The sequence below is a fragment of the Pseudomonas sp. MS646 genome, assembly GCF_036693845.1.
In the GTDB taxonomy this organism is placed as follows: domain Bacteria; phylum Pseudomonadota; class Gammaproteobacteria; order Pseudomonadales; family Pseudomonadaceae; genus Aquipseudomonas; species Aquipseudomonas chlororaphis_E.
In genome coordinates, this window is sequence record NZ_CP144763.1 from 1,986,262 (window position 1) to 2,009,024 (window position 22,763).

General features: G+C 62.2%; 22 protein-coding genes. 19 read left to right on the plus strand and 3 right to left on the minus strand.

Annotated features, from left to right (window positions below; genetic code table 11):
• Window positions 1-349: 349 nt before the first annotated feature.
• Both V3H56_RS08790 and V3H56_RS08795 read right to left on the minus strand, forming a co-directional pair.
• A complete protein-coding gene (locus tag V3H56_RS08790) occupies window positions 350-925 on the minus strand; it encodes an ANTAR domain-containing protein (protein WP_047737436.1) in 576 nt (191 codons plus the stop codon).
• A gap of 14 nt (window positions 926-939) precedes the next feature.
• Window positions 940-2,151: a CmpA/NrtA family ABC transporter substrate-binding protein gene (locus tag V3H56_RS08795; RefSeq protein ID WP_338474471.1), complete on the minus strand. Its 1,212-nt coding sequence runs from the start codon at window positions 2,149-2,151 to the stop codon at window positions 940-942.
• 225 nt (window positions 2,152-2,376) lie between these two features.
• Here V3H56_RS08795 and V3H56_RS08800 point away from each other — a divergent pair, with 225 nt between their 5' ends.
• From V3H56_RS08800 to V3H56_RS08880, 17 genes are all read left to right on the plus strand, one after another.
• Window positions 2,377-3,108: a helix-turn-helix domain-containing protein gene (locus V3H56_RS08800; RefSeq protein WP_338474472.1), complete on the plus strand. Its 732-nt coding sequence runs from the start codon at window positions 2,377-2,379 to the stop codon at window positions 3,106-3,108.
• 4 nt (window positions 3,109-3,112) lie between these two features.
• Window positions 3,113-4,747, plus strand: coding sequence for a type III secretion system outer membrane ring subunit SctC (sctC, locus tag V3H56_RS08805; RefSeq protein ID WP_338474473.1), 1,635 nt, complete (start codon window positions 3,113-3,115; stop codon window positions 4,745-4,747).
• Window positions 4,744-5,850 (plus strand): type III secretion system gatekeeper subunit SctW, encoded by a 1,107-nt coding sequence (gene sctW / locus V3H56_RS08810; protein WP_338474474.1) that lies wholly within the window; start codon window positions 4,744-4,746, stop codon window positions 5,848-5,850. The genes sctC and sctW overlap by 4 nt, the downstream gene beginning before the upstream one ends.
• Before the next feature lie 23 nt (window positions 5,851-5,873).
• A complete protein-coding gene (locus tag V3H56_RS08815; protein ID WP_338474475.1) occupies window positions 5,874-7,922 on the plus strand; it encodes an EscV/YscV/HrcV family type III secretion system export apparatus protein in 2,049 nt (682 codons plus the stop codon).
• A gap of 15 nt (window positions 7,923-7,937) precedes the next feature.
• Window positions 7,938-9,224: a type III secretion system ATPase SctN gene (gene sctN, locus V3H56_RS08820; RefSeq protein WP_338474476.1), complete on the plus strand. Its 1,287-nt coding sequence runs from the start codon at window positions 7,938-7,940 to the stop codon at window positions 9,222-9,224.
• Window positions 9,208-9,663: a type III secretion protein gene (locus V3H56_RS08825; RefSeq protein WP_338474477.1), complete on the plus strand. Its 456-nt coding sequence runs from the start codon at window positions 9,208-9,210 to the stop codon at window positions 9,661-9,663. Before sctN ends, V3H56_RS08825 begins: the two co-directional genes overlap by 17 nt.
• A complete protein-coding gene (locus tag V3H56_RS08830; protein ID WP_338474478.1) occupies window positions 9,660-10,481 on the plus strand; it encodes a type III secretion effector protein in 822 nt (273 codons plus the stop codon). Before V3H56_RS08825 ends, V3H56_RS08830 begins: the two co-directional genes overlap by 4 nt.
• A complete protein-coding gene (locus V3H56_RS08835) occupies window positions 10,478-11,401 on the plus strand; it encodes a FliM/FliN family flagellar motor switch protein (RefSeq protein WP_338474479.1) in 924 nt (307 codons plus the stop codon). The genes V3H56_RS08830 and V3H56_RS08835 overlap by 4 nt, the downstream gene beginning before the upstream one ends.
• Window positions 11,394-12,053 carry an EscR/YscR/HrcR family type III secretion system export apparatus protein gene (locus V3H56_RS08840; RefSeq protein ID WP_338474480.1) on the plus strand — a complete coding sequence of 220 codons (660 nt, stop codon included), beginning with the start codon at window positions 11,394-11,396 and terminating at the stop codon, window positions 12,051-12,053. The genes V3H56_RS08835 and V3H56_RS08840 overlap by 8 nt, the downstream gene beginning before the upstream one ends.
• 9 nt (window positions 12,054-12,062) lie before the next feature.
• On the plus strand, window positions 12,063-12,317 hold the full coding sequence (locus V3H56_RS08845; protein WP_042732696.1) for an EscS/YscS/HrcS family type III secretion system export apparatus protein: 255 nt from the start codon (window positions 12,063-12,065) through the stop codon (window positions 12,315-12,317).
• Between the two features lie 4 nt (window positions 12,318-12,321).
• Complete coding sequence (sctT, locus tag V3H56_RS08850) at window positions 12,322-13,125, plus strand: type III secretion system export apparatus subunit SctT (RefSeq protein WP_338474481.1); 804 nt, start codon at window positions 12,322-12,324, stop codon at window positions 13,123-13,125.
• A complete protein-coding gene (locus V3H56_RS08855) occupies window positions 13,100-14,134 on the plus strand; it encodes an EscU/YscU/HrcU family type III secretion system export apparatus switch protein (RefSeq protein WP_053146714.1) in 1,035 nt (344 codons plus the stop codon). The genes sctT and V3H56_RS08855 overlap by 26 nt, the downstream gene beginning before the upstream one ends.
• Before the next feature lie 287 nt (window positions 14,135-14,421).
• Window positions 14,422-14,904 (plus strand): type III secretion system translocator chaperone SicA, encoded by a 483-nt coding sequence (gene sicA, locus V3H56_RS08860; protein WP_338474482.1) that lies wholly within the window; start codon window positions 14,422-14,424, stop codon window positions 14,902-14,904.
• 2 nt (window positions 14,905-14,906) lie between these two features.
• Entirely contained in the window at window positions 14,907-16,667 is a 1,761-nt protein-coding gene (gene sctE / locus V3H56_RS08865; protein ID WP_338474483.1) for a type III secretion system translocon subunit SctE, read from the plus strand.
• Between the two features lie 28 nt (window positions 16,668-16,695).
• The gene (locus tag V3H56_RS08870; protein WP_338474484.1) at window positions 16,696-17,748 is read left to right on the plus strand and encodes a cell invasion protein; all 1,053 of its coding nucleotides are present in this window, start codon (window positions 16,696-16,698) and stop codon (window positions 17,746-17,748) included.
• 103 nt (window positions 17,749-17,851) lie between these two features.
• Window positions 17,852-18,853, plus strand: a complete 1,002-nt coding sequence (locus V3H56_RS08875; RefSeq protein WP_338474485.1) for an IpaD/SipD/SspD family type III secretion system needle tip protein — start codon at window positions 17,852-17,854, stop codon at window positions 18,851-18,853.
• An 82-nt stretch (window positions 18,854-18,935) separates the two neighbouring features.
• Window positions 18,936-19,199, plus strand: coding sequence for a phosphopantetheine-binding protein (locus tag V3H56_RS08880; protein ID WP_338474486.1), 264 nt, complete (start codon window positions 18,936-18,938; stop codon window positions 19,197-19,199).
• Between the two features lie 182 nt (window positions 19,200-19,381).
• On the opposite strand, the gene V3H56_RS08885 is transcribed toward V3H56_RS08880, so the two are convergent.
• Complete coding sequence (locus tag V3H56_RS08885) at window positions 19,382-20,596, minus strand: hypothetical protein (RefSeq protein ID WP_338474487.1); 1,215 nt, start codon at window positions 20,594-20,596, stop codon at window positions 19,382-19,384.
• A gap of 427 nt (window positions 20,597-21,023) precedes the next feature.
• On the opposite strand from V3H56_RS08885, the gene V3H56_RS08890 reads away from it, so the two are divergent.
• Both V3H56_RS08890 and V3H56_RS08895 read left to right on the plus strand, forming a co-directional pair.
• Window positions 21,024-22,151: a winged helix-turn-helix domain-containing protein gene (locus V3H56_RS08890; protein ID WP_338474488.1), complete on the plus strand. Its 1,128-nt coding sequence runs from the start codon at window positions 21,024-21,026 to the stop codon at window positions 22,149-22,151.
• The gene (locus V3H56_RS08895; RefSeq protein ID WP_042730843.1) at window positions 22,148-22,642 is read left to right on the plus strand and encodes a transglycosylase SLT domain-containing protein; all 495 of its coding nucleotides are present in this window, start codon (window positions 22,148-22,150) and stop codon (window positions 22,640-22,642) included. Before V3H56_RS08890 ends, V3H56_RS08895 begins: the two co-directional genes overlap by 4 nt.
• Window positions 22,643-22,763: the final 121 nt, after the last annotated feature.

Here is a 22,763-nt window from a genome sequence, read left to right on the forward strand (position 1 = left end):
CCACAACGGCGACCCCCACCGACCCCGGACGTTGGGGCCAAAGCAAAAAAACGCCGCAACCCGAGTCGCCAAGCCAGGCGAAAAGGGTGTGCGACGTCTTTGTCGTAGGTGGGGCAACCGCCGTTGGTTACCTGTGAGGTTGCTTAAGCGAGATCTGTGCCAACCTGTGAGGGCTATCGCGAGCAAGCTCGCTCCCACAGGTAACTTGGGGGGGCTCACAAAGGCAGTGTTCACCCTAAAGCCCGCTCCCACAGGTGACTTGGGGTGTTCACAAAGGCAGTGTTCACCCTAGAGCCCATGTGGGAGCGAGCTTGCTCGCGAAGGCGTCGGGCCAGGCGCCGCGGGGCGTTCAGCCGAGCAGTTCGTTCATGGCAATGATCTGCTCGGCCACCTGGATCAGCTTCTGCTGGCGGCTCATGGCCTGGCGGCGCATCAGGGTGTAGGCCTGTTCTTCGTTGCAATCCTTCATCTTCATCAGCATGCCCTTGGCCAGTTCGATGCGCTTGCGTTCGGCCAGTTGCTGGTCGCGGGCCAGCAGTTGGGCGCGCAGGGCCTGGTCGCTTTCGAAGCGGGCCATGGCCACGTCGAGGATCGGTTGCAGGCGCGCGGCGTGGATGCCTTCGACGATGTAGGCGCTGACCCCCGACTTGATGGCCTGGCGCATCACATCAGGGTCGTGCTCGTCGGTGAACATGACGATCGGTCGTGGCTGGTCGCGACTGACCAGCACCACTTGCTCCATCACATCGCGTCCGGGTGACTCGGTATCGATCAGAATCACGTCCGGACGCACCGTTTCGACGCGTGCGGGCAAATCGATGGTCAGGCCGGATTCGTCGATCACCTCGAACCCGGCTTCAATCAGGGCCGCTTTCAGGCGCCCGACTTTTTTCGCGGTGTCATTGATCAGCAGGATACGCAGCATGTGGAAGGCTCCTGTCAGCGACTGGCGAAAAGGGCGGCGGCATCGCTCAAGGCGTGCAGCTTGAAGCTTTTGGCATACCCGGCCGGGTCCGTGCCGTCCCAGGTGGTGCCGTCGATCAACAGGCTGCTGCGCATGTCCGGCAGCGGGGCGGGGATGTCCAGCGCCGCGCAGGCTTCACGGTACAGCGTGAGTTGCTGGACTTGCCGCGCCACGTCCAGGTAGTCCGGGTCTTGGCGCAGCAAGCCCCAGCGACGAAACTGGGTCATGAACCACATGCCGTCGGACAGGTACGGCAGGTTCACCTCGCCGCCGCCATGGAAGCGCATGGCGTGGGGATCCTGCCAGCTGTGGCCCAGGCCATCGGCATAGATCCCCAGCAGCCGCGGTTCGATGCAGTCCAGCGGGGCGTCGAGGTATTGCGGCGCACTTAACAGTTGCGCGGTGCTGCGGCGGTTCTCGCTGTTCTGCTCGATGAAGCGGCTGGCCTCGAGAATCGCCATTATCAGGGCCCGGGCGGTGTTGGGGTACTGCTCGACGAACGCGCGGGTGCAACCCAGGACCTTTTCCGGGTGATCGGGCCAGATGGTCTGGGTGGTCGCCAGGGTGAAGCCCAGGTTCTGTTTCACCGCGCTGGCGCACCAGGGTTCGCCGACGCAGAAACCGTCGATCCGCCCGGCCTGTAAGTGCGCGACCATCTGCGGTGGCGGCACCACCACGCTGTCGACGTCGGTCAAGGGATGGATGCCCTGGGCCGCCAGCCAGTAATAGAGCCACATGGCATGGGTGCCGGTGGGGAAAGTCTGGGCGAAGGTCAGTTTCGGGCGAGATTGGTGCACATGCCGTTCCAGTGCCTCAGGACTGGTCACACCTTGGGCCTGCAAGCCGTGGGACAGGTTGATGCTCTGGCCGTTCTGGTTCAGCCCCATCAGCACGGCCATATCGGTCGGCGCGACACCGCCGATGCCCAGGTGCACCGCATAGACCAGGCCATACAAGCTGTGGGCGGCATCGATCTGACCACTGACCAGCTTGTCCCGCAGGTTGGCCCAGGATGCCTGGCGCTTGAGGTTCAGGGTCAGCCCGTAGGGCTGGGCGAAACCCTGGGTGGCGGCCACCACCAGTGGGGCGCAGTCGCTCAGGGCCATGAAGCCAAGATTGACCGCGCTCTTTTCCGGGGCATCGCTGCCGTTGACCCAGGCCAGGGGGTTGGCTGGAACTTCATTCATCGTGCATCACCTTCAACATGAAAGCGCCGTCATCCGGCTGGATGACGGCGCCCTTGTCCTCAAAACCGTGTGGCACTCATCCCGACGAGGGCATGGGCACTGATGAGCGAAAAGGGTGCAAGGCATATGCCATCGCGGTGCTCATCACCTTTCCATCAAGATTTCAGGCGCCGCGCCTTCCATCCTGTCGCTTCTTCCATTCGCCACGTTGCAGAGGAGACACCGGTGCAGGACACATCATCTCGCTCCACGGCATTGACTGACCCGCGCGAGCGGGTGGTGCACCTGCGGGTCGTCCAGGGCACGGTGGCGCTGAGCAACGCCCGGTGCGGGCATTGCCAAGCGCTGCCGAGCGGCTGGCAAGGGCTGGTGGTGCTGCGCGACCCGTTACGGTTTTCCGGCGGCGAGTTACAGGTGCTGCCGGTCAGCGCGGCGCCGCTGGTGAAGTTGCAGGCGTTCTTCGACATGAGCGATGCCTTCGCCGCGAAAAGAGCCGAGGCCGCGCCGTGGGCGGTGTTGCCGGTGGCGGATGACGTCGTCCGGTCCCAGGCGCGGCTCGAACGCTGGTTCATCGAACAGGCGCTGGGCGGTACCCCGGGTTATCACGCCGTCGCCCAGCTGTTGCGCCAGCATGAAAGCTACGGGCTGGTGCGTTTCCTGTTGGAGCAAGGTACCCGCAGTGAAAAGCTCAACACCCTCGCGCAGCGCTACGGGGTGTCGGTCTCGCATTTTCGCCGGCTCTGCCGGCAGGCCCTGGGCAGTGCGGCCAAGCCCGCCTTGCGTGGGTGGCGCACGGCCCAGGCGTTGTTGGACATGAGCCTGGGCAATGGTTCGCTGACCGACGTGGCCCTGGCGTTCGGCTTTGCCTCTTCCTCGCATTTTTCCAAGGAAGTGCGCGAGCTGGTGGGGTTCGCCCCCAGCAGCCTGGCCGACATCACCTACCTGCCGGGCAAATGAGCCGATGAGCCGCCGCGTGTTGTCCCTGTCCTTGCTCCTGCTGCTCGCACCCCTCGCGGCCCGGGCCGATGTCTACAGCTTCGAGGCGCGCGAGCAGAGTGCGCGAACGTTTTTCAGCGAGCTGGCAGGCGTGTTGGGCAAGCCCGTCATCGTCAGCAAAGTGGCGGCGGCCAAGCGGGTTGGCGGCACCTTCGACTTGCGCACGCCGCAGCAGACGTTCGAGCGCATCAGTGCGCAGATGGGCCTGATCTGGTATAGCGACGGCCAGGCGATCTACCTGTATGACGGCTCGGAAATCAAAAGCTCGATGGCCTCGTTGCAGACCCTGACGGTGGCCAAGCTGCTGGCGTTCCTCAAGCAATCCGGGCTGCACGACACGCGTTACCCGCTGCGCAATGACGGCCTGCGCACCTTTCACGTGTCCGGGCCGCCGATTTATGTCGACCTGGTGCTGCAGGCGGCACAGTTGATGGACAACCAGCGCTCGGAGCTGCTGTTGGGCAAGCAGCAGATCGGCGTGATCCAGGTGCGCAATACCTTTGTCAGCGATCGCCAGTACGAGTTGCGCGATGACAAGGTGACGCTGCCGGGGCTGGCCAGCGTGATCGAGGCGTTGTTGCGCGGCGAGCAGCATGAGGTCGAACCGGCGGTGGCCCAGGCGCCGTTGCAACGGCCGCGCGGCATGATGCCGGTGTTTCCCCTCGAAGGCTTGGCGAACACGCCGTCGGAACACGACCCCACCGCGCCGCGCATCCTTGCGCGGGAGGTGGCCGCCGGCAACATCCGCGTGGTGGCCTACCCGGACACCAACAGCCTGCTGGTCAAGGGGCTGCCGGAACAGGTGCATTTTATCGAGAACCTGGTGAACGCGCTGGACACGCCGAAACGCCACGTCGAACTGTCGCTGTGGATCATCGACCTGCACAAGGACGAACTCAATCAGCTGGGCATCAACTGGCAAGGCGCGGTGAAGTCCGGCGGTACGTTCAGTGCCTCGCTCAATGCCGGCTCGGCGACCACCCTCGACGGCGCGTCGTTCGTCACCCGCGTGCTGGCACTGGAACGCACCCAGCGGGCCAACGTCGTGTCGCGCCCGGTGATCCTGACCCAGGAAAACGTCCCGGCGATCTTCGACAACAACCGCACCTTCTATGCGCCGCTGGTGGGAGAGCGCAGCGTCGACCTGCAACACGTGACCTACGGTACCCTGGTCAGCGTACTGCCGCGCTTCGCCCAGGCGGACGAAATCGAGATGTCGCTCAACATCGAGGACGGCAACGAGGTTGAGCGCCCGGCCCAGGACGAGCGCCAGGGTGCGTTGCCGACGGTGGGCCGCACCCGCATCAACACGGTGGCGCGGGTGCCCCAGGGCAAAAGCCTGCTGGTGGGCGGCTTTACCCGTGACGATCACGGCGAGCAGATCGGCCGGGTCCCGGTGCTGGGCTCGATCCCATGGCTGGGCAGGTTGTTCAGCTATCGTCAGAGCCGTTCGGCCAACACCGTGCGAGTGTTCCTGATCCAACCTCAGGAAATTCGCCAGGCCCTTGAACCCATCACAAGCGAGCCGGGCGGCCCGTTGCTGACCCCGGAGCAGCATGAGCGCTTGCGTCGTTCTTACTTCCGGCTGTCGCAACCATGATCCTGCCGCCGGTTTCCATGGGGGGACGCGTCGCCCAGGCCCGCCTGAACAGCGAGAAGGCTGCCGAGCATCCGCAGCCGCCGGCCGACGCCTGGGCGGACGCGGACGACAGCGCCACGGCGGCGGTGGCGCAGCGCATCGTGCAGATCAGCGACGAGCTGTCGGCGGCGCTCACCCAGTTCCGTGGTCGGCGCTTGTTCGAGCTCAAGTCCGAAACGCCGACCGACACCTTCGAGCGCGTGCTGGAGGACGACACCGTGCCCAAGGCGCGGCAGGTGCTGAGCCTGGCGAGGCTGGCGGACAAACCGGTGGCGTGGCTGCTCGACCTGGCCCGGCAACTGTTCCCCGACGACAGCGACCTGGCTTTGGTGCTGCGTGCGTTATTGCGCCGGCGCAAACTGGAAAGCCTCACCCGCCAGCGCCTCGAAACGCTGTTGCAGACGGTGGTTGCCCAAGGCTCGCCCAAGCGCATGAACGCCGGGATCAATGCGGCGCTCAAGGCGCGGATGTTCGGTGCGAGCATGGCGGTGCGGGCCGGCTTGTTGCGCGAAACCTACCGCGACTTTCTCGAATCCGACGACGGCCCGCTCAATGCCTACCAGGATTGGATCGCCCTGTACGGGCCGTCGCAGCGCATGAACGTGCTGGCTTTCATCGAGGCCGCGTTGCTCACCGACATCAGCGCCCAGGACCCCAGTTGCTCGCACACCGAGTTCGGTCAACTGCTGGGGCGGCTGACCGACCTCAAGCACCTGCGCTCGGCCGATGTGCTGTTCATCGATGCGCTGCTGGGCGATGCACTCGTCTGCCGGCACAACGCCGATGAGGCCGACTGGCTGGTGTTCCTGTTCGGTGTGCTGGCCTACCCCGATGACCTCGACCAGTGGCTGCTCGGCGCCTTGGGCGAGCCGGTGCTGCTCAGTTCCCACCGTGACCGTTCGGCGCTGTTGCAGACTGTGCGCCGGCTCAGCCTGCGCTTGCCGCCGCCGTTGTTCGCCGATGCAGACGCGCCACAGCGCCTGGCGCAACAGTTCACCCGCCTGGCCGATGTCGCCTATGCCCATGAATGCATCGAGCAACGCCGCGCCGGCGGTTGCCCGTGATGCCATCCCGGAGCCTGGCCTGAATGCTCAATGTATTTTTGCGCAACGTCAGCGCGCGTCCGGAGCTGCTGATCCTGACCTTGATGGTGATGATCATCGCCATGCTGATCATTCCCTTGCCCACGGTATTGGTGGACGCGCTGATCGGCCTGAACATCGTCATCTCGCTGCTGGTGTTCATGGGCTCGTTCTACATTGAGCGCATCCTCAGCTATTCGACGTTCCCGGCCCTGCTGTTGCTGACGACTTTGTTTCGCCTGGCGTTGTCGATCAGCACCAGCCGGCTGATCCTGAGCCAGGCCGATGCCGGCGAGATCATCGCCTCGTTCGGTGACTTCGTGATCGGCGAAAGCCTGGTGGTGGGCTTCGTGATTTTCTCCATCGTCACCATTGTCCAGTTCATCGTCATCACCAAGGGCTCGGAGCGGGTCGCGGAAGTGGCTGCGCGCTTCTCCCTGGATGGCATGCCGGGCAAGCAGATGAGCATCGACGGTGACCTCAAGGCCGGCGCCATCGATGCCGCCCAGGCCCGGGAAAAACGCAGCGTGCTGGAGCGCGAGAGCCAGTTGTACGGCTCCTTCGACGGGGCGATGAAGTTCATCAAGGGCGACGCCATTGCCGGCATCATCATTATCTTCGTCAACTTCATCGGCGGCATGGCCATCGGTGTCGGGCAATTGGGCATGGACATGTCCATGGCCTTGTCGACCTACACCCTGTTGACCATCGGCGATGGTCTGGTGGCGCAGATTCCCGCGCTGCTGATCGCTATCGGCGCCGGGTTCATCGTCACCCGGGTCAACGGTGACGACAGCAACCTGGGTCGCAACATGCTCAGCCAGATGCTCGGCAACCCGTTCGTCCTCGGCGTCACCGCGTTGCTGGCGGTGGGCGTCGGCCTGTTGCCGGGCTTTCCCTTGCTGACCTTCCTGGCAATCGCCAGCGTGCTCGGGCTGGTGGTGTTCGTGCGCCAGCGCAACACCTGGCGCCAGGGCTCGGCCGAGCAGCGTGGCGAACCCGCCGGCCAGGACGTGCCACAGGCCGATTCAGGCTTGCTCGAAGACGTCGACAACATCGCCACGGAGACCGTCGCGTTGATGCTGCTGGTGCCCGCCGCACGCCTGCCGACGCTGGAAAAGCAGCGTTGGGCCGCACGCTTTCGTAGCCAGTTTTTCGTCGACTACGGGTTGCGCATTCCCGAACCCCGATTGCGAGCCAGCGAGGCGCTGCCGGCGCATCAAGTGGCGGTGCTGATCAACGAAGTACGCGCCGAACAGTTCGACATTCATTTCGACCACTGGCGCCTGCTGGACTATTCGCCCGAGTTGGAGCCCCTGGGGTTTGCCCTGGTGCGCGGCAACGACAGCAATCGCCAGGGCGGGGTCTGGGTTGGCGCGGCTGACCGCGAGCGGGTGCAGCAACTGGGCTATCACCTGCGTCCGGCGGACGAGGAATGCTATCGCTGCCTGGTCACGTTGCTGGCGCGCAACATCCGCGAGTTTTTCGGCGTGCAGGAAACCAAGCAACTGCTCGACGAAATGGAAAGCCGCTATCCCGACCTGCTCAAGGAAGTGTATCGCCACGTCACCGTGCAGAAGATCGCCGAAGTGCTGCAGCGCCTGATCGGCGAGCGCATTTCCGTGCGCAACATGAAGCTTGTCCTTGAATCGCTCGCGCACTGGGCCTCCCGGGAAAAGGACGTGCTGGCGTTGGTGGAGCACGTGCGCGGGGCCATGGCCCGCTACATCAGCAACAAGTTTGCCCAGGGCAACGACTTGCGCGTGCTGTTGTTGTCGCCGGAGTTCGAAGAGGGCATACGCCGGGGCATCCGGCAAACCTCGGGCGGCAGCTTCCTCAACCTTGAGCCAGCCGAATCGGAAGAGCTGATGGACCGCCTCAGCGTCGGCCTGGACAGCGTGCACATCGCCCACAAGGACCTGGTGCTGCTGTGCTCGGTGGATGTGCGGCGCTACATCAAGAAACTGATCGAGGGCCGCTTTCGGGAGCTGGACGTCATGTCGTTCGGCGAAATCTCCGAGACCGTTTCGGTCAATGTCATCAAAACGCTGTAGGGAAATCTTTCGTCAATGAACCTGCGCCTGGAACGACACGCCGCCCACCCCCTGCGCCTGCGCGGTCCGTTGATCGAAGCAGCGCTGACAGAGGTAGTGGTCGGCGAGATCTGTGAAGTGCGTCGGCACTGGCGTTCGCCCGAGGTGGCGGCCCGGGCGCAGGTGATCGGCTTCAAGCCCGGCACCGTGTTGCTCAGCCTGCTGGGCGAGGCGAAAGGCTTGTCCCGGGAATCGATGATCGTGCCCACCGGCGCAACCCTGCAATTGACCTGCAGCGATGCCTTGCTCGGCAGCGTGGTCGATCCCCAGGGCCGCATCGTCGAGCGCCTGGCACCGTCGACAGCGTTGGCGCAACGGGACTGCCCGGTGGATGCCGACCCACCGTCGTACCAGCAGCGGCGCCCGGTGACGGAGCCGTTGCGCACCGGCATTCGGGCTATTGACGGTTTGCTGACCTGCGGCGTCGGCCAGCGCCTCGGCGTCTTTGCCGCCGCCGGGTCCGGCAAGACCACCTTGATCAACATGCTGATCGCGCACACCGATGCCGAGGTCTTCGTGATCGGCCTGATCGGCGAGCGTGGGCGGGAGGTGACCGAGTTCATCGCGCACCTGCGCGAGTCGCCCCAGCGTTCGCGCTGCGTGGTGGTGTACGCCACCTCGGATTTTTCCTCGGTGGATCGTTGCAACTCGGCGCTGCAGGCCACCACCATCGCCGAGTACTTTCGTGACCAGGGCCGGCGCGTGGTGTTGTTGCTCGATTCACTGACCCGCTACGCCCGCGCGCGCCGCGACCTGGCCCTGGCGGCCGGTGAAGCGCCGGCGCGGCGCGGTTTTCCGGCCTCGGTGTTCGATGCCTTGCCGCGCCTGCTGGAACGCCCCGGCGTGACCGCTGGCGGCAGCATCACCGCGTGGTACACGGTGCTGCTGGAAAGCGATGACGAACCGGACCCGATCGCCGAGGAGATTCGCTCGATCCTTGACGGCCACGTCTACCTCAGCCGTGCGTTGGCGGCCAAGGGGCATTACCCGGCCATCGACGTCTTGCGCAGCGTCAGCCGCGTGGCGACACAAGTCACCACGCCGCAGGCTCGGCAATTGGCCGCGTCTGCCCGGGACACGCTGGCCCGTCTCGAACAGTTGCAGGTGTTTGTCGACATGGGCGAGTACAGCCCAGGGGCGGATGAGGCCAACGACCGTGCGATGCAATGCCGCGACGCCCTTGAGCAGTGGCTGCGCCAGCCCACGGATGAGCGCTGCGAGCCCGATGAAACCCTGCGCCGCCTGCATGACATCCTCGCTTGATGGGCGCCGCCTGCTGGCCCTCAGTCAGTGGCGCCAACAGCGCGGTGAGCACGCGCTGCTGCGCGCCCAGCTGCAATTGCAGCCGTTGTTGCAGGAACGGCGCGGCTTCGAGACGCAAGAGGCGGCGCTGCTTGAGCTGTTGGCCAGCCACCGCGCGAATGACTGCGTGCTGGATCACGGGCAACTGTTGGCGCTGCTGCGTACCCAGGCCGTCATCCGGCGACGGATCGATCTGCTGCGGGTCGAGCGTGACCGCGTCGACCAGCAGTGCGGAGCGGTTGAGCAACAGGTGCAAACCCAGCGCGAGTACCTGCGTTCGTTGCAGCGCAAGCACCTTCAGCTTCAGGGTGCGGTCGAGCAGCAACGCCGCCGGCAACGGCTGGCGCAGATACGCCAGGAAGAACGGGAGCAGGAAGACATGACGGGGATGAGGCGATGAATCAGATTGTCGGGGCGCCCGCTCGGCCGGTGCAGACGTTGGAGCCCGTGGGCGAAGGGCGACTGGACGAGCGGCAGGACATGCTCGTCCCGGTGCAGGAAGAGGACTTGCCCCAGGGGGTGCTGGACCTACTGGCGGCGTTGCCGGGTTTTCCCCCACTCCAGCTGGACAGCGGTCGCGGGCTGGCCCGGCATGCGATGCCTATCGTTCAGGAGGGCGACGCCGTCCAGCACCGCGACGCGTCGCTGAGCGGCACGGTCGCGAGGGATGTCGTGCATGAGCGAAGCGTGACCGCGAAGCCTTTGCCACAGGCGAGCCCGTTGTCCGAGGCGATGTCAGTGGCGGTGTCGTCACGGCTGGAAATGGCCGTTGAGTACACGAATCTACCCATGCAGGCGGCACCGATGGAGCCGGCGCCGGCCGAGCCGTTCGCGGCTGTCGAGCAAGCGTTGCGCACGTCTGCACCGAGCTCGCAGGTTGTGCGCCTTGTGCCCGGCGCCATCCCGGCGCCGCTTGCTCCCGTGGTCATGCCGACAGCGCCGGACGCAGGGGGGATGACCTCGCCGGGATTGCTGCAGGTGCCGTTCAACAACGGTGCGGCCAGCGGCCAGGTGACGATCCATCGGCTGCCGGACGAGTCCGCTCGCCTGATGCTCAGCCCCAGCAATGCCCTGGTCCTGGAGCAACTCAAGGAGCCTTTCGCCCAGGCGCGGGAGCCGGCCTGGCGATTGACCGACAGTGACGGCGAACAACCGCGCCAGGGGTCGCAGCAGACGCCGGATGACGATCAGGACGAAGCGCCGGAACATCCAGCGTGAGGGCCTTGAAGCTGCGGCGGGTCGATTCCCGCCTGCATGCCTGCACGCAAGCGATCGAGCGTTGGCGCCGGGCCGGTCGGACGGCTGGGTTGGGCCGGGTGCCCGACCGCTCGGGCTTCATCCAGTTTCGCGCGCAGGGCGACGGCGGGGACTGGCACGGGCTGATCCTGGCCCATGACTGGCTGCATCGAGCGTTGCCGACCTCGCCGTCGTGGGTGGGGCGGCAGAGCCCGTTGTCGAGGATCGTCGCTTTGTTCCGTGCGGTGCCTCGGCCCTTGCCGTTGGCGGTGGATGAGCTGTGCTACAGCCGGCTGGCGGATATCGAAGGCGTAGAAAGAGCGTGGTCTCCGACGCACGACGTGCCCTGGTTGGACACGCCTCGCGGGCGCGTGTGGGTCACGCGCTTGCCGCCATCGGGCAGCGTGACCGAGCCCCTCGGGCCGGACACCTGGCTCAAGTCATTGCCGATGCGCCTGTTGTTGCAGTTGGGCGTCAGTGAGCTGCGCGCTGCAAGGCTTCGGCGCCTTCACAAAGGCGATGTCCTGCGCATCACCGAGCGGACTCAGCACGGTTTGCTGGCAAACCGTTGCCTGGGCGTTTTCACATTCACCGAAGAGGGCTTACATATGCAACCGAGCGTGGCCGATGCCGATCCACCGATCCCCCCGTCACCTGGCCCATCCGTTGATCCGAGCGGGCTGATGGTGCGCCTGGAGTTCGTCCTCGCGACCCACGACATCGACTTGGCGCAACTGTCGCGGTTCATCGACGGGCAACTGATCCCACTGGCCGCCGATGCCGCGCGGCACATCGAGATTCGCGCCAATGGCCGGCCCGTGGCCGTGGGGGAGTTGGTGCAAATGGAGGCGCAGTTGGGCGTCGAGCTGCTTAAGGTCTATCGGGACGGCCGCGATGAATGACGTTTCGCTGATCGCGCTGCTGGCGTTCGCTTCGCTGTTGCCGTTCCTGGTGGCGGCGGGCACGTGCTACCTGAAGTTCTCCATCGTCTTCGTCATCGTGCGCAACGCCCTGGGGTTGCAGCAGGTGCCTTCGAACATGGCGCTGAATGCGCTCGCGCTGATGCTGGCGATCTTCGTCATGACCCCGGTGATGAAGCAGGGCCATGACTATTACAAGCACGAGGCGGTGGCCTTTACTGACCTCGAGTCGGTGGTGAATTTCGCCGAGAACGGCCTGGGCAGCTACAAGGATTACCTGCGTCGGTACACCGACCCGGAACTGGCGCTGTTCTTCGAGCGTGCCCAGGCGGGCCAGGTCGATGCCGACGCCGACCGGTATGCCGAGGATGACCTGGCGCCGTCGTTGTTTTCGCTGCTGCCGGCCTATGCGCTGAGTGAAATCAAAAGCGCCTTCAAGATCGGCTTTTACCTGTACCTGCCGTTCGTGATCGTCGACCTGGTGATCTCCAGCATCCTGCTGGCGCTGGGCATGATGATGATGAGCCCGGTGATCATCTCGGTGCCGATCAAACTGGTGCTGTTTGTCGCCCTCGACGGTTGGGCGTTGCTGTCCACCGGGTTGGTCAAGCAATACCTGACGTTGTTGGCATAGGGGCGGACGATGAACGACCTGGTCTATGCCGGTAACAAGACCCTGTACCTGATCCTGCTGATGGTGGCCTGGCCGATCATCGTCGCCACGGTGGTCGGCCTGGTGGTGGGGCTGATCCAGACCGTGACCCAGTTGCAGGAGCAGACCCTGCCGTTCGGGTTCAAGTTGTTGGCGGTCGCCGCCTGCCTGTTCCTGCTCTCGGGCTGGTACGGCGAAACCCTGCTGGATTTCAGTCGCGAAGTCATCCGCCTGGCGTTGGACTAGGCCGATGTCGATGACCTTGTTCTTCGAGCTGTACGCCGGGTTCGCCGCCGCGCTCCTGGGCGTGGCACGCCTGGCGCCGATGTTCTTCATGCTGCCGTTCCTCAACAGCGGCGTGCTCACCGGCGTGCCGCGCCAGGCGGTGATCGTGCTGGTGGCGCTGGGGTTCTGGGCCTATGTGGGCGTGCCCGTGCCCGCCCTCGACAGCCTGGCGTTTCTCGGCTTGATGCTGCGAGAGGCGAGCATTGGCGTGCTGCTGGGCGGGCTATTGTGCTGGCCATTCTGGGTGTTGCATGCCATGGGCAACCTGATCGACAACCAGCGGGGCGCGATGCTCAGCAGCACGGTGGACCCGGCCAACGGCGTGGACACCTCGGAGCTGGCGAACTTTCTCCAGTGGTTCGCCGCGGTGGTCTACCTCGAAGGTGGCGGCCTGCTGTTGATGCTTGAAACCGTTGCCCAGAGCTATCGTCTGTGCGGGCCGGCGAGTGGTTGCGCGATGAACCTGCCGGCTATCCATGCCTTGCTGGACATGCTGGTGGGCAAGACCCTGGTGATCAGTGCACCGGTGGTGGCCGCCTTGCTGGTCAGCGAAGCCCTGCTCGGCTTGCTTTCGCGCTATGCGCCGCAGATGAACGCGTTCTCGGTGTCGCTGACGGTCAAGAGCCTGGTGGCGCTGGTGGTGCTGATGCTGTACTTCGGCGTGCACCTGCCGGATGAAGTGCTGCGCATGGGCAGCACGTCCGCAGGCCTGGCCGACTACCTGGAGGCCGAGGAGGGCGGGCATGTCGTCCAGCGCCTCGAAGACTGAAAAACCCACGGCCAAGCGGCTCCGGGATGCGGCCCGCAAAGGCCAGACGTTCAAGGCCAAGGACCTGGTCATCAGTTGCCTGACCCTGTGCGGCATCAGCTACCTGGTCTTCAACAGCTCGCTGGTCGAGGTCATGGAGGTCTACCGGCGGATCATCGACAGCGGCTTTGACGCCGACCTGCAAGCGTACTCGATGATGTGGGTGCTGCTGGGGCTGGAAGCGTTGCTGCCGCTGTTGCTGGTGTGCGTGCTGACCAGCGCCGTGCCGGCTTTGCTGCAAAGCGGTTTTGCCTTGGCCAGCGAAGCGTTGAAACTCAATTTTGGCGCGTTGAACCCGGTCAACGGCTTCAAGAAGCTGTTCAGCCTGCGCACCGTCAAGGACACCGTGAAGGCGCTGTTGTACCTGGGCAGTTTCGCCCTGGCGCTATGGGTCGTCTGGGTCACGCAACGGCCGCTGCTGTTTGCCCAGCTGTTCGCCCAGGCCCCCGATCTGTTCGCGATCTGGGGACGTTTGTTGCTGGTGCTGGTGCTGGCGTTCCTGGCCTGCGTCGTGTTGATCGTCGTGCTCGATGCGGTGTGCGAGTACGGGCTGTTCATGAAGGACCAGATGATGGACAAGGATTCGGTCAAGCGCGAACACAAGGAGCAGGACGGCAACCCGCAGATCAAGGGCCGCCGCCGTGACCTGCACATGGAGCTGCTGTCGGAGCAGGTCAAGTCCGACGTGCGCAGCTCGCGCATGATCATCGCCAACCCGACCCACATCGCCATCGGCGTGTACTTCCGCCCGGAAATCACCTTGCTGCCGTTCATTTCCCTGATGGAAACCAACCAGCGCGCCCTGGCCGTGCGGGCGTACGCCAAGGAGGTGGGGGTGCCGGTGGTCAACGACGTGGCCCTGGCCCGGCGCATCTTCAAGACCCACCAGCGCTACAGCTTTCTGCAGGTGCAGGAAGTGGAGCAAGTGCTGCGCTTGCTGATCTGGCTGGAGCAGGTGGAGCAGGCGTGAGGCCGATGTGCGCCCAGGCTCATGCACAACCCTGTGGCGAGGGGATTTATCCCCGCTGGGCTGCGCAGCGGCCCTAAACCAGACAACGCGGTGCGTCATGTCAATTGAGTTTGCCGTTTTGGGGCTGCTGCGCAGCCCAGCGGGGATAAATCCCCTCGCCACAAAAGATTTCTGCCGACCAGGGGAAGGCACTCACCGCAATGAGCGCAATTTGGCAGCGCCCCCCACCCGCGGTTTGGCTCAATGCACCCGTCAGCGACGCTGGCATTTTTTCAGGAGTGGGGCCGATGAGTCGCAACAACAAACAAGACGAGCAGGTGGCCCTGGAGGTCGTCGATGCGGTGCTCGCGGGCGCGGCGTTGAAGGACGTGCAAGGCATCAGTGACGAACACATGGCCAGCCTCTATGCCTTCGCCTTCGAGTTCTACGAGCAGGGGCGACTGGACGATGCGCAGAAGTTCTTCCACTTCCTGTGCATCTACGACTTCTACAACAGCGATTACTGGATGGGACTGGCCGCCGTGCACCAGCTCAAGCAAGACCACCAGAAAGCGATCGACCTGTATGCGATTGCCTTTGCCCAAGGCAAGGACGACTACCGGCCAATGCTCTACACCGGCCAGTGTCACCTGGCCCTGGGCAAGGTTGGCAAGGCCCGGTTGTGTTTCGACTACGTGCTCGAGCACGCCACGCAAGACACGCTGCGCGAGCAGGCCAAGGTGTATCTCGACACCTTGGCCCACATGGAACAGCAATGTTCGGAGGACTGAACATGAGTGAGATTACCCGCCCCGCGTACCCGGGCGTTACGATGAACCGCGCCGAGGCCTTTGAGCGCTACGGCGCCGCCGCCAGCCAGGCCGCCAGGACCACACAGTACCGCGAGGCGGGCCAGAAGGCGCTGGAGGACCTGATGTCGGTGCGCTACGAAGGCCAGGGTGGCCCGTCCACCGCCAGCCTGGGCCGGCCCGTGCTGCATCCGCCGCTGCGAGCCGACGGCAACAGGCAGGAGACCAATGGCGACCTGTTCACCTTGTTGATGGCGATGATCAGCGAGCTGATCGGTGAAGTCGACGTCAACAAACTGAAAAACCGCCTGGCGATGCTGCAGAGCATGGCGAGCGCCCGGCAACAGGGGCTGGAAAATCTCTCGGCCGATTACGCCGCGGCCCTCCAGGCCTGGGCGGCGGCCGAAGGGCAGGTCGGCAGCAGCCAGGAGCATCTCGAGCAATTGCATGAGCGACTCGTGCATGTGCAGGGCTTGCTGGCCGAAAGCGAAGCCCGGCTGGCGCAGTTGGACCCAGGGTCCGCCGAGTACGCTGAAGAGCTGAGCCGTCGTGACCAGCTCAAGGGCGAGTTGGCGAGCCACACCCAAGCCTTTAACGCGGCGACCGAGGCCCACCTGAAACTGATCGGGATCGCCAATGCCTTTGCCAACACCTTGAGCGGTTTGGTCGCCAGGGTAGTGGTGTCCGGCATGAGCGGCCCCGCCACGCAAGAGACGGATGAAAAAGCCCTCAGCAGCAGCGCGCTGGCGTTACTCAATCGCCTCAAGATCATCGAGTTGCTGGGCGAGGCGGCGCAGAACAAGGAGGAACTCAGCCAGGCGCTATTCCAGGAGTTGCAGGTCAAGCTTCAGGAGCACATGAAGCGTGAGTCGGATAAATACCTGGAGGAAGTCCGCAAGGCCGAGGCACTGCAGAAAACCATGGGCTGCATCGGCAAGATCGTCGGGGCGATCTTGAGCGCTGCCACCATTGTCGCTGGCGTGTTGACGGCCAACCCAGTACTGATCGCGGTGGGCGTGGTTGGCGCAGCGGTGATGATCGGCGATGCGGTGGTGGAAGCAAAAACCGGCAAGTCATTCATGGCCGAGGCCATGAAGCCGCTGACCGTCGTCATGCAGGAAGCCATCAAGCGCTTCACCGAGCTCTACACCCAGCTCTTGATCGATTTCGGCGTCGATCCCGAAAAGGCCCGAGACATCGCCCAGATCGCCGGCATGATCCAGGGCGTGATCTCGACCTTGGCGGCGGTGGCCCTGGTCGCCATGGTCGGGGTGCAGGTGATCGGGCCAATGGTAAGTGCCGTCGCTTCGAAACTCGCTTCCGTGGCCGCCCAGGCAGCACCCGCCGCCATGCAAGCCATGAAGCAGATGGCGTCGTCGGTCGGTAACGCCCTGACGCAGGCGCTGACCCAACTGCGTGGTTTCATCACCCACGGCGCCGATCCGATGACGCTGGCCCGTTATGCCGCGAACCTGGAGATCGCCCAGGCCCTGACCGAATTCGGCAGCGTGGCGGTGCAGGGCGGGTTGCAGATCCAGAGCGGCAAGCACCAGGCCCAGGCCGCCGTGCACCTGGCGGACGTGCGGGTGCGCATGGCGATCAGCGAGGAAATCAGCCGGTACCTGACCCAGGTGGTCGAGGACTACGGGCAAGCGATGCGTGACAGGACCCGACAGATCGAACAGGTCTTCGCCGACCTGCAACGCAGCCATGCCGTGAGCCTGAGCATGGTTCGGCATGTTTGAAATCAATCACTGACCCCAGGTATCCGAGATGATCAATCCTTACGCTACGACCGGGATCGCCCCTGTACGGGTCGATGCCAACCCAGAGCACCCGTCCAAAACGTATCGCTCCGGTTCCGCGGTGTTCGACGCGGCCACGGCCAGTCAGGTACTCGAACGCGACAGCTTCATCGCGCCGACTGAGCTCGAACGCAGAATCAACGCCTATCAGCCCACCGAAGCGGATGGGCAAGACTTCATGGCGGCCTCGATGATGCTCAGCGACGAAGCGCGCAACGAACTGATCTTCGACCCCGGCGCCTGGGAAAAACACGCCAACGTGTTGGTGGCCGCGATCATCGCGCTGAACATCGCGCGCGTCGCCAACGCGCAACTGCGCGGCCATTTCACCGTCATGGCGTCCGACGCGGCCAAGGCCCAGGGCAGGGCCATCGTCGAATCCGGCCAGGCGGCGCTGTACAGCGCCATCACCGCTGCCGTGGTGTCCGGCGCCGTCGCCGGTTTTTCCATGGTCAAGACCCTCCACGGGCAGGCCCTGAAACACGCCGACATCGATCTGCACAGGCGCAACGCCTTGGACGCCGGCAACCTCGAACGCGACCTCAAGCTGCAGCGCCAGCGGGAGAACTGGGACCCGAAGACCACCTACAAGATCAACACCCTGGATGATTTCGCCCGTCCGACCACCGTCGATTTCAAACCCAAGGGTGCCACCCTGACGCCCCAGGAACAGGCCTGGTTCGACGGTGAGATCCTCAAGGCCCAGAAGGTCGGCCAGACCTCCGACTGGCTGAGCCAGATGGGCAGCCAGGGCATCGAGAAAGAACTGGAAATCGGCCGCGCCCTCGGCGCCATGTCGATGAACTTAAGCCAGGTAGTGGCCAACGTGGTGCGCCTCACCGAGCACGCCGCCCGGGAGCAGGAAGTGCTGCAGCAAAGCGCGCAGAACAGCCAGAAGAGCCTGGCCGATGAAGTCGCGCAGAAAGACGCGGCCGAAGCCGCGTTGTTGCAGAAACTGATGGACATGGTGATGCAGCTTTTCCAATCGCGCGCCGACGTCGTGCGTGCCGTTACCGCTTGAGGGCATTCATAAGATGGACATACAAGGTGTCACCCAAACGCCTCGGCAAGCGACCTATGCCGATCATTCGGATCCCGCGCAGGCCCCGCCTGAAATGAGCGCGATGGGTCAGTCGGCCTTCCAACCGGTGGACGTATTGGAGCGTTCTTTCAAGACGCTCAATCGCCACCTCCAACGAATGCTCGAATGCTCGGCAGACACGATCGGTCGTTTGAAGAGCCTGACGGCCGAAGGCTTGGCGAAGATGGATCTCGCAGAGGCCTTCGAACAGATCCACGCCAAGCGCACACGGTCGCAGTTGTGGAGCTTGCAATTGCGTCAGTGCAGCGCGGCCATGACCGGCTGCATGAGTGCTCTGGACGAAACCCGGCTTCGCCAGCTCGAAAGCAAACAAGGCGAAATCCTGCGCGATCTCAAGGTGCACCTGGACAAGGACAAACCCATCGAGATCGCGGAGGCCCTGGACGCCTCGATCAATTCCTCGAACGATTTCTTCGAAAAGCTCCTCGAACTGATCGACCTGATCAAAAACGGCTACCTCGCCGGCTACGAGCACATCATCGCCGCCTATTCGGACTTCTTCGCCGACTTCAACGCCGAGATCACCGCGCAGATGAAGGACTGGATCGAAGGTGCGAACGACGGCAAGGACGTCAAGCTCGATGTCGGTGCCCTGCGCGCCGCACTGACTCGGCTGATCGAAAAATACAGCCACCCCAATCCGGCTTCGGTGCTGTTTCCAAAGCCCGGAGAAGGCGGCGCCAGCAAGGACGAAGCCGAGAAATGGCTCAAGGCCCTGGGCCTGCCCGGCAGGTGTCTCAAGCCAAACGGCGACGGCACCTGGTGCGTGGTCATCGACCTCGACCCGCTCACCCTCATGAAGGAAGGCCTGCCCGCCAGCGGCGGCACCGTGACCTGGGACACCGCCAAGTACAACCAGTGGCAGACCGGCTTCAACGCCCAGGAAGAACGTATGAAGAACCTGCTGCAATCGTTGACCCAGAAGTATTCGAACGCCAATGCCTACCACGACAACTTCAACAAGACGCTGTCGGCGCATTTGAATCAGTTTGCGGATATGTTAAAGGCAATGTTGAATTTCTGAAAAAAACAAGGCGTCATTTTTTAATCCGGTATGGCCAGCGAATTATTTGGCTTGCCGGATTTTTTTATGGAGGAGGGATGCGATGGTGAGTTCATTGGAGCGGGTGGAAATTGAGCGGGAGGTAATAGAAATACTGTCGGGCAGCCTTATGCAGAGTGATCGGTTGATAGGCTCTGATTCGCAGTTGGTCAAGGATTTGTATGTGGACTCCATTGTTTTGATTGAGATGATATTGGAGTTGAATGAGCGGTTCGGTATTGAACTTTTCGAGGCGGAAGTTGCTGAGTGGAAGACGGTGCGAGAGATATGCAGATCGGTGGAGAGCTGTATAGTCCAAAAATTTTGAAGAGGCGCTAGGTTTGTTAGTTTTTATGAAGGGCACTTCAAGAATGAGCTAAAAGCTAAGCAAGGGGATGGTTTGTGCTAGTCGAGATGGCGGGGTTGAGGCAGTTAAATAGCTCCACTGCCTCTCTGCAAGCGTTTGAGACAGAGACCGTCGACAGATGGTCTCTTCTTGCAAGGGTTGAATTAGTTTGTTTTTTTGCGTTCGTTCAATAAGCTGGATAATTCTTCATCAAGGATTTCAATGGTCAGCTGTTTGTCGAATAAATCTTGTTGATTGTTCGAGATCAGTTTCTCTAGCGCCTCGCTATTTATTTCGATTAATTCGTCATCGATGAGCGCTGCAACGTCCTCGGAGAATTCACGATGTTCGACTCCGTTGTGGGCTTCCATTTGATAAATGGCAAGCGTCGGAAGAAAAGAGGTTTCTATGTAGTTTGGTTCCTTGTAATCGGCCATATGTTTTTCTTCGCCGATCGTAAGTGGGGCGCCAGCTTCGAATTTTGCGAGCAGCAACGTGTTTAGCTTGTCGCTAATGACAAGTACTTGTAAGTGAGTTATCTGATCTTGAAGCATGCTGGTGAACGCTTCTTTGCTTTCTATTTTTATTTCTGGAAGTGCTTTGATGTCATTGTTTTTTTTGAAGGAAATAGATATGTCGGAGGCGGCCTTGCTTGTATGGGCCAAGGTCATGGTCGTACCCATGACGGCCGCATGCGTTTCCACGCTGTGTGGTTTTACTATAGGGAAATGATTCAAATCACCTTCTGCGTACAAGGTCCTCCCTGTAGGTTTCATTTCTGCCTCTGATATATATTTTGCCGTACGTACTTCATTGCTCGATTGGGATTTTGATGAGGCTAATTCGTATTTGGAAAAAGCATTTTTTTGTGAGGTTGAATCTGTTTTCGGGCCTTCTTTATATTCAACGTTTATATATCCTCCTGCCAGAACTTTTGATGCTAGTGTCCACCGATGATAGTGAGGGCTATCTTCTTCGCCCAAGCCGCTACCTCTGACGTTAAAAGAATGGAGACGGAGATTCCAACCCTGTTCAGGGTTGGACATTAAATAAAATTTACTAAAAAACGGCGCTTTAGCGGAGTTCTGCTTGCAGTTTGCTAATAAGTCATCGTTGGATTTAATATGTTCCAGAATGTCTATGAGGTCCTTTTTTGAAATGGGCTCGATGTCTGCGGTTACTCCAGGGCTTTGTTGAAAGCCGGACTCGGTTTCTGGGCGAAAGTGCTCGTAGCGATCACTGATCATTGAGAACACTTTTTGATAGGTTTTTTCTTTTTCTTGATTGTTGGAGGCCGATTTATTGGGCTCAGTGGTAGAGGTGGTTTCGCTTGTTGAAGGACGAACTGAAAAATTAGAAGCGATACTTGTAATGGTCATGGGTATTAGTTGCTTGGGAAAGGAATGGTTACGATAAAATCTCCTTTGAGACATCTGCTTGTAAAAAAAGCTCATGACTTTACTTGTTTGAAATTTAAGGTGGTCATTAAGTTCGCTGTATAGCCTAACGATAGCAATCCTACGGCTTTTGTCGTAAATTCTTACGGCTATAAAGTTAAAGTCCTACGGAATCCCCCCAAGCATCTTCCTATAGTCACGCAGCTCGTCATCCTGAGCCTGCCTACCGGCAGGCTCAATCGCGCTTCAGTCACTTTCTATAGAGAAGTCTCAGAGTATGGACAGTACAACTGATCAAACGCCGGGCAAGTCATTCGTTTTTGACCGCTGGCTATTGCAAGGCGATGGAACGCTGATGCGAGATGGACAAGGAGTTCATGTACCACCCAAAGAGTTGCAAGTACTGCGTTTGTTGTTGAATTCGGCGGGGAGTGTCGTTAGCAAGGACTATCTGCTGGACCATGCCTGGCCGCGGATGGATGCCGCAGAAGAGTCATTGACCCGCTGTATCTATGCGCTGCGCAAGTTGCTCATGAACAACAAGGATTACATCGCAACGGTGTACGGCCAGGGGTATCGATTCACCTGGCCGGTGGTTGTGCTCGATGCATCGGAGCCGGTGAAGACTGTGGCGCCTTCGCTGGCGGTCTTGCCGTTTCGCAATCTGGACGAGACAACTGCGCTGGATCTGCAGGACAGGGTGATCCGACAGTTGAGCATCGCGTTCGGCGAGGCGTTGCATGTGATGCCTTCAGGTGTGATCGCGGCCTGCAGCACATCGCAAACCGTGCATTCGTTGGTGAGGAAATTGTCGGCGGACTACTGCTTGAGCGGACGGTTTATCGGTTCGGGCGGGCAGCGACATTGGTCGGTGGAGTTTATCCGCGGCAGTGATCAGGCGTTGCTCCATGGGCAGACGCTGGACGCCCGCGATGCCGGCGAGGCGTTGGGCGCGCTGACGTGTCTGGTGGCCCAGCGCGTGCCCGGCCTGCGCCCGGTGGGTGATCGGTGTGGTGCCTATCCGGTGGCGGTGGCTTATCTCAACGGGCTGTGCCAAGTGCAACGACACACGGTCCAGAGCCTGCGCGATGCGGCGGTGCTGTTCAGGCAGTGTGTGAACCTCGATGCCGGGTACGCGCCACCGTGGTGCGGCATGGCCGATGTCTGGCTCGGGCAGGCGATGATCGGGGTGGTCGATCAGGAGCGGGCCATCGAAGAGGCCCATGTGGCGGTTTCCAAGGCCTTGGCACTGGACCCCGGCAGCCTGCCGGCGTTGACGCGATTGGCCTTGCTTACCAGTCTGCGCGGCTGCGAACAGGCGGCCGAGGTGTTGTTTCGACGCTGCCTGTTGTCGGCCGATCAGGCGGACGTGTTGTACTTTCACGCCTGGCATCACTGGTTCTGGCGCCGTAACGAACTGGCTGCGAGCGTCATCGACCAGTGCCTGGCGCACGATCCCGATTGTGTCCGGGCCCGACTGTTGAAGGGGCGCATTGACGAGCAACTGACCTGGGCCGGCGAGCGGCGCCTGGCATGAGGGGGCGTCCAAATGCTTGGTTGTGCTGGCCGGTGTGTCTCGGTCTGGGCCTGGGCGTGACGCAGGCCAATGCCTGGTGCTGGAGCAAGGCCGGACAGTTGCATGGCATCGAACCCGAGCTGCTGCAAGCGATTGCCGAGGTCGAGTCGGGGCAGCAGCCCGGCGCGATCAACCACAACCGCAACGGCACCCGCGACATTGGCCTGATGCAGGTCAACAGCAGCCATCTGCCGCGCCTGCAACGCCAGGGGATCACCGAGCGGCGGTTGCTGGAAGAGCCGTGCCTGTCGGTGGAAGTCGGGGCGTCGGTGCTGGCCGAATTCATCGCCCGCCATGGCTACAACTGGACGGCGGTCGGCGCTTACAACGCGGGCAACTCACCCCATCGCCAGGCCGCACGCCTGCGCTATGCGCGTAAGGTCTGGCAGCGCTACCAAGCGCTCACTCAGGGCCAGCCAGGACGACCTGCAACCGAACCGTCGGACGGATAAGCCTCGCCACGGGGCTTGCTCGGGATTCTGATCCCTTGCGCGGCACAACCGGCAGATTTCGATCAGGAAGCCTGTTTGCGCAGTGCCTACCATGGCGGCTCATTCGACTGCCCTGGAGTTT

Coding starts and splice junctions, on each gene's coding strand:
- V3H56_RS08790 (WP_047737436.1), bottom strand. CDS start 925: ATGCTGCGTATCCTGCTGATCAATGACACCGCGAAAAAAGTCGGGCGC.
- V3H56_RS08795 (WP_338474471.1), bottom strand. CDS start 2,151: ATGAATGAAGTTCCAGCCAACCCCCTGGCCTGGGTCAACGGCAGCGAT.
- sctC (WP_338474473.1), top strand. CDS start 3,113: ATGAGCCGCCGCGTGTTGTCCCTGTCCTTGCTCCTGCTGCTCGCACCC.
- sctW (WP_338474474.1), top strand. CDS start 4,744: ATGATCCTGCCGCCGGTTTCCATGGGGGGACGCGTCGCCCAGGCCCGC.
- V3H56_RS08815 (WP_338474475.1), top strand. CDS start 5,874: ATGCTCAATGTATTTTTGCGCAACGTCAGCGCGCGTCCGGAGCTGCTG.
- sctN (WP_338474476.1), top strand. CDS start 7,938: ATGAACCTGCGCCTGGAACGACACGCCGCCCACCCCCTGCGCCTGCGC.
- V3H56_RS08825 (WP_338474477.1), top strand. CDS start 9,208: ATGACATCCTCGCTTGATGGGCGCCGCCTGCTGGCCCTCAGTCAGTGG.
- V3H56_RS08830 (WP_338474478.1), top strand. CDS start 9,660: ATGAATCAGATTGTCGGGGCGCCCGCTCGGCCGGTGCAGACGTTGGAG.
- V3H56_RS08840 (WP_338474480.1), top strand. CDS start 11,394: ATGAATGACGTTTCGCTGATCGCGCTGCTGGCGTTCGCTTCGCTGTTG.
- V3H56_RS08845 (WP_042732696.1), top strand. CDS start 12,063: ATGAACGACCTGGTCTATGCCGGTAACAAGACCCTGTACCTGATCCTG.
- sctT (WP_338474481.1), top strand. CDS start 12,322: ATGTCGATGACCTTGTTCTTCGAGCTGTACGCCGGGTTCGCCGCCGCG.
- V3H56_RS08855 (WP_053146714.1), top strand. CDS start 13,100: ATGTCGTCCAGCGCCTCGAAGACTGAAAAACCCACGGCCAAGCGGCTC.
- sicA (WP_338474482.1), top strand. CDS start 14,422: ATGAGTCGCAACAACAAACAAGACGAGCAGGTGGCCCTGGAGGTCGTC.
- sctE (WP_338474483.1), top strand. CDS start 14,907: ATGAGTGAGATTACCCGCCCCGCGTACCCGGGCGTTACGATGAACCGC.
- V3H56_RS08870 (WP_338474484.1), top strand. CDS start 16,696: ATGATCAATCCTTACGCTACGACCGGGATCGCCCCTGTACGGGTCGAT.
- V3H56_RS08875 (WP_338474485.1), top strand. CDS start 17,852: ATGGGTCAGTCGGCCTTCCAACCGGTGGACGTATTGGAGCGTTCTTTC.
- V3H56_RS08880 (WP_338474486.1), top strand. CDS start 18,936: ATGGTGAGTTCATTGGAGCGGGTGGAAATTGAGCGGGAGGTAATAGAA.
- V3H56_RS08885 (WP_338474487.1), bottom strand. CDS start 20,596: ATGACCATTACAAGTATCGCTTCTAATTTTTCAGTTCGTCCTTCAACA.
- V3H56_RS08895 (WP_042730843.1), top strand. CDS start 22,148: ATGAGGGGGCGTCCAAATGCTTGGTTGTGCTGGCCGGTGTGTCTCGGT.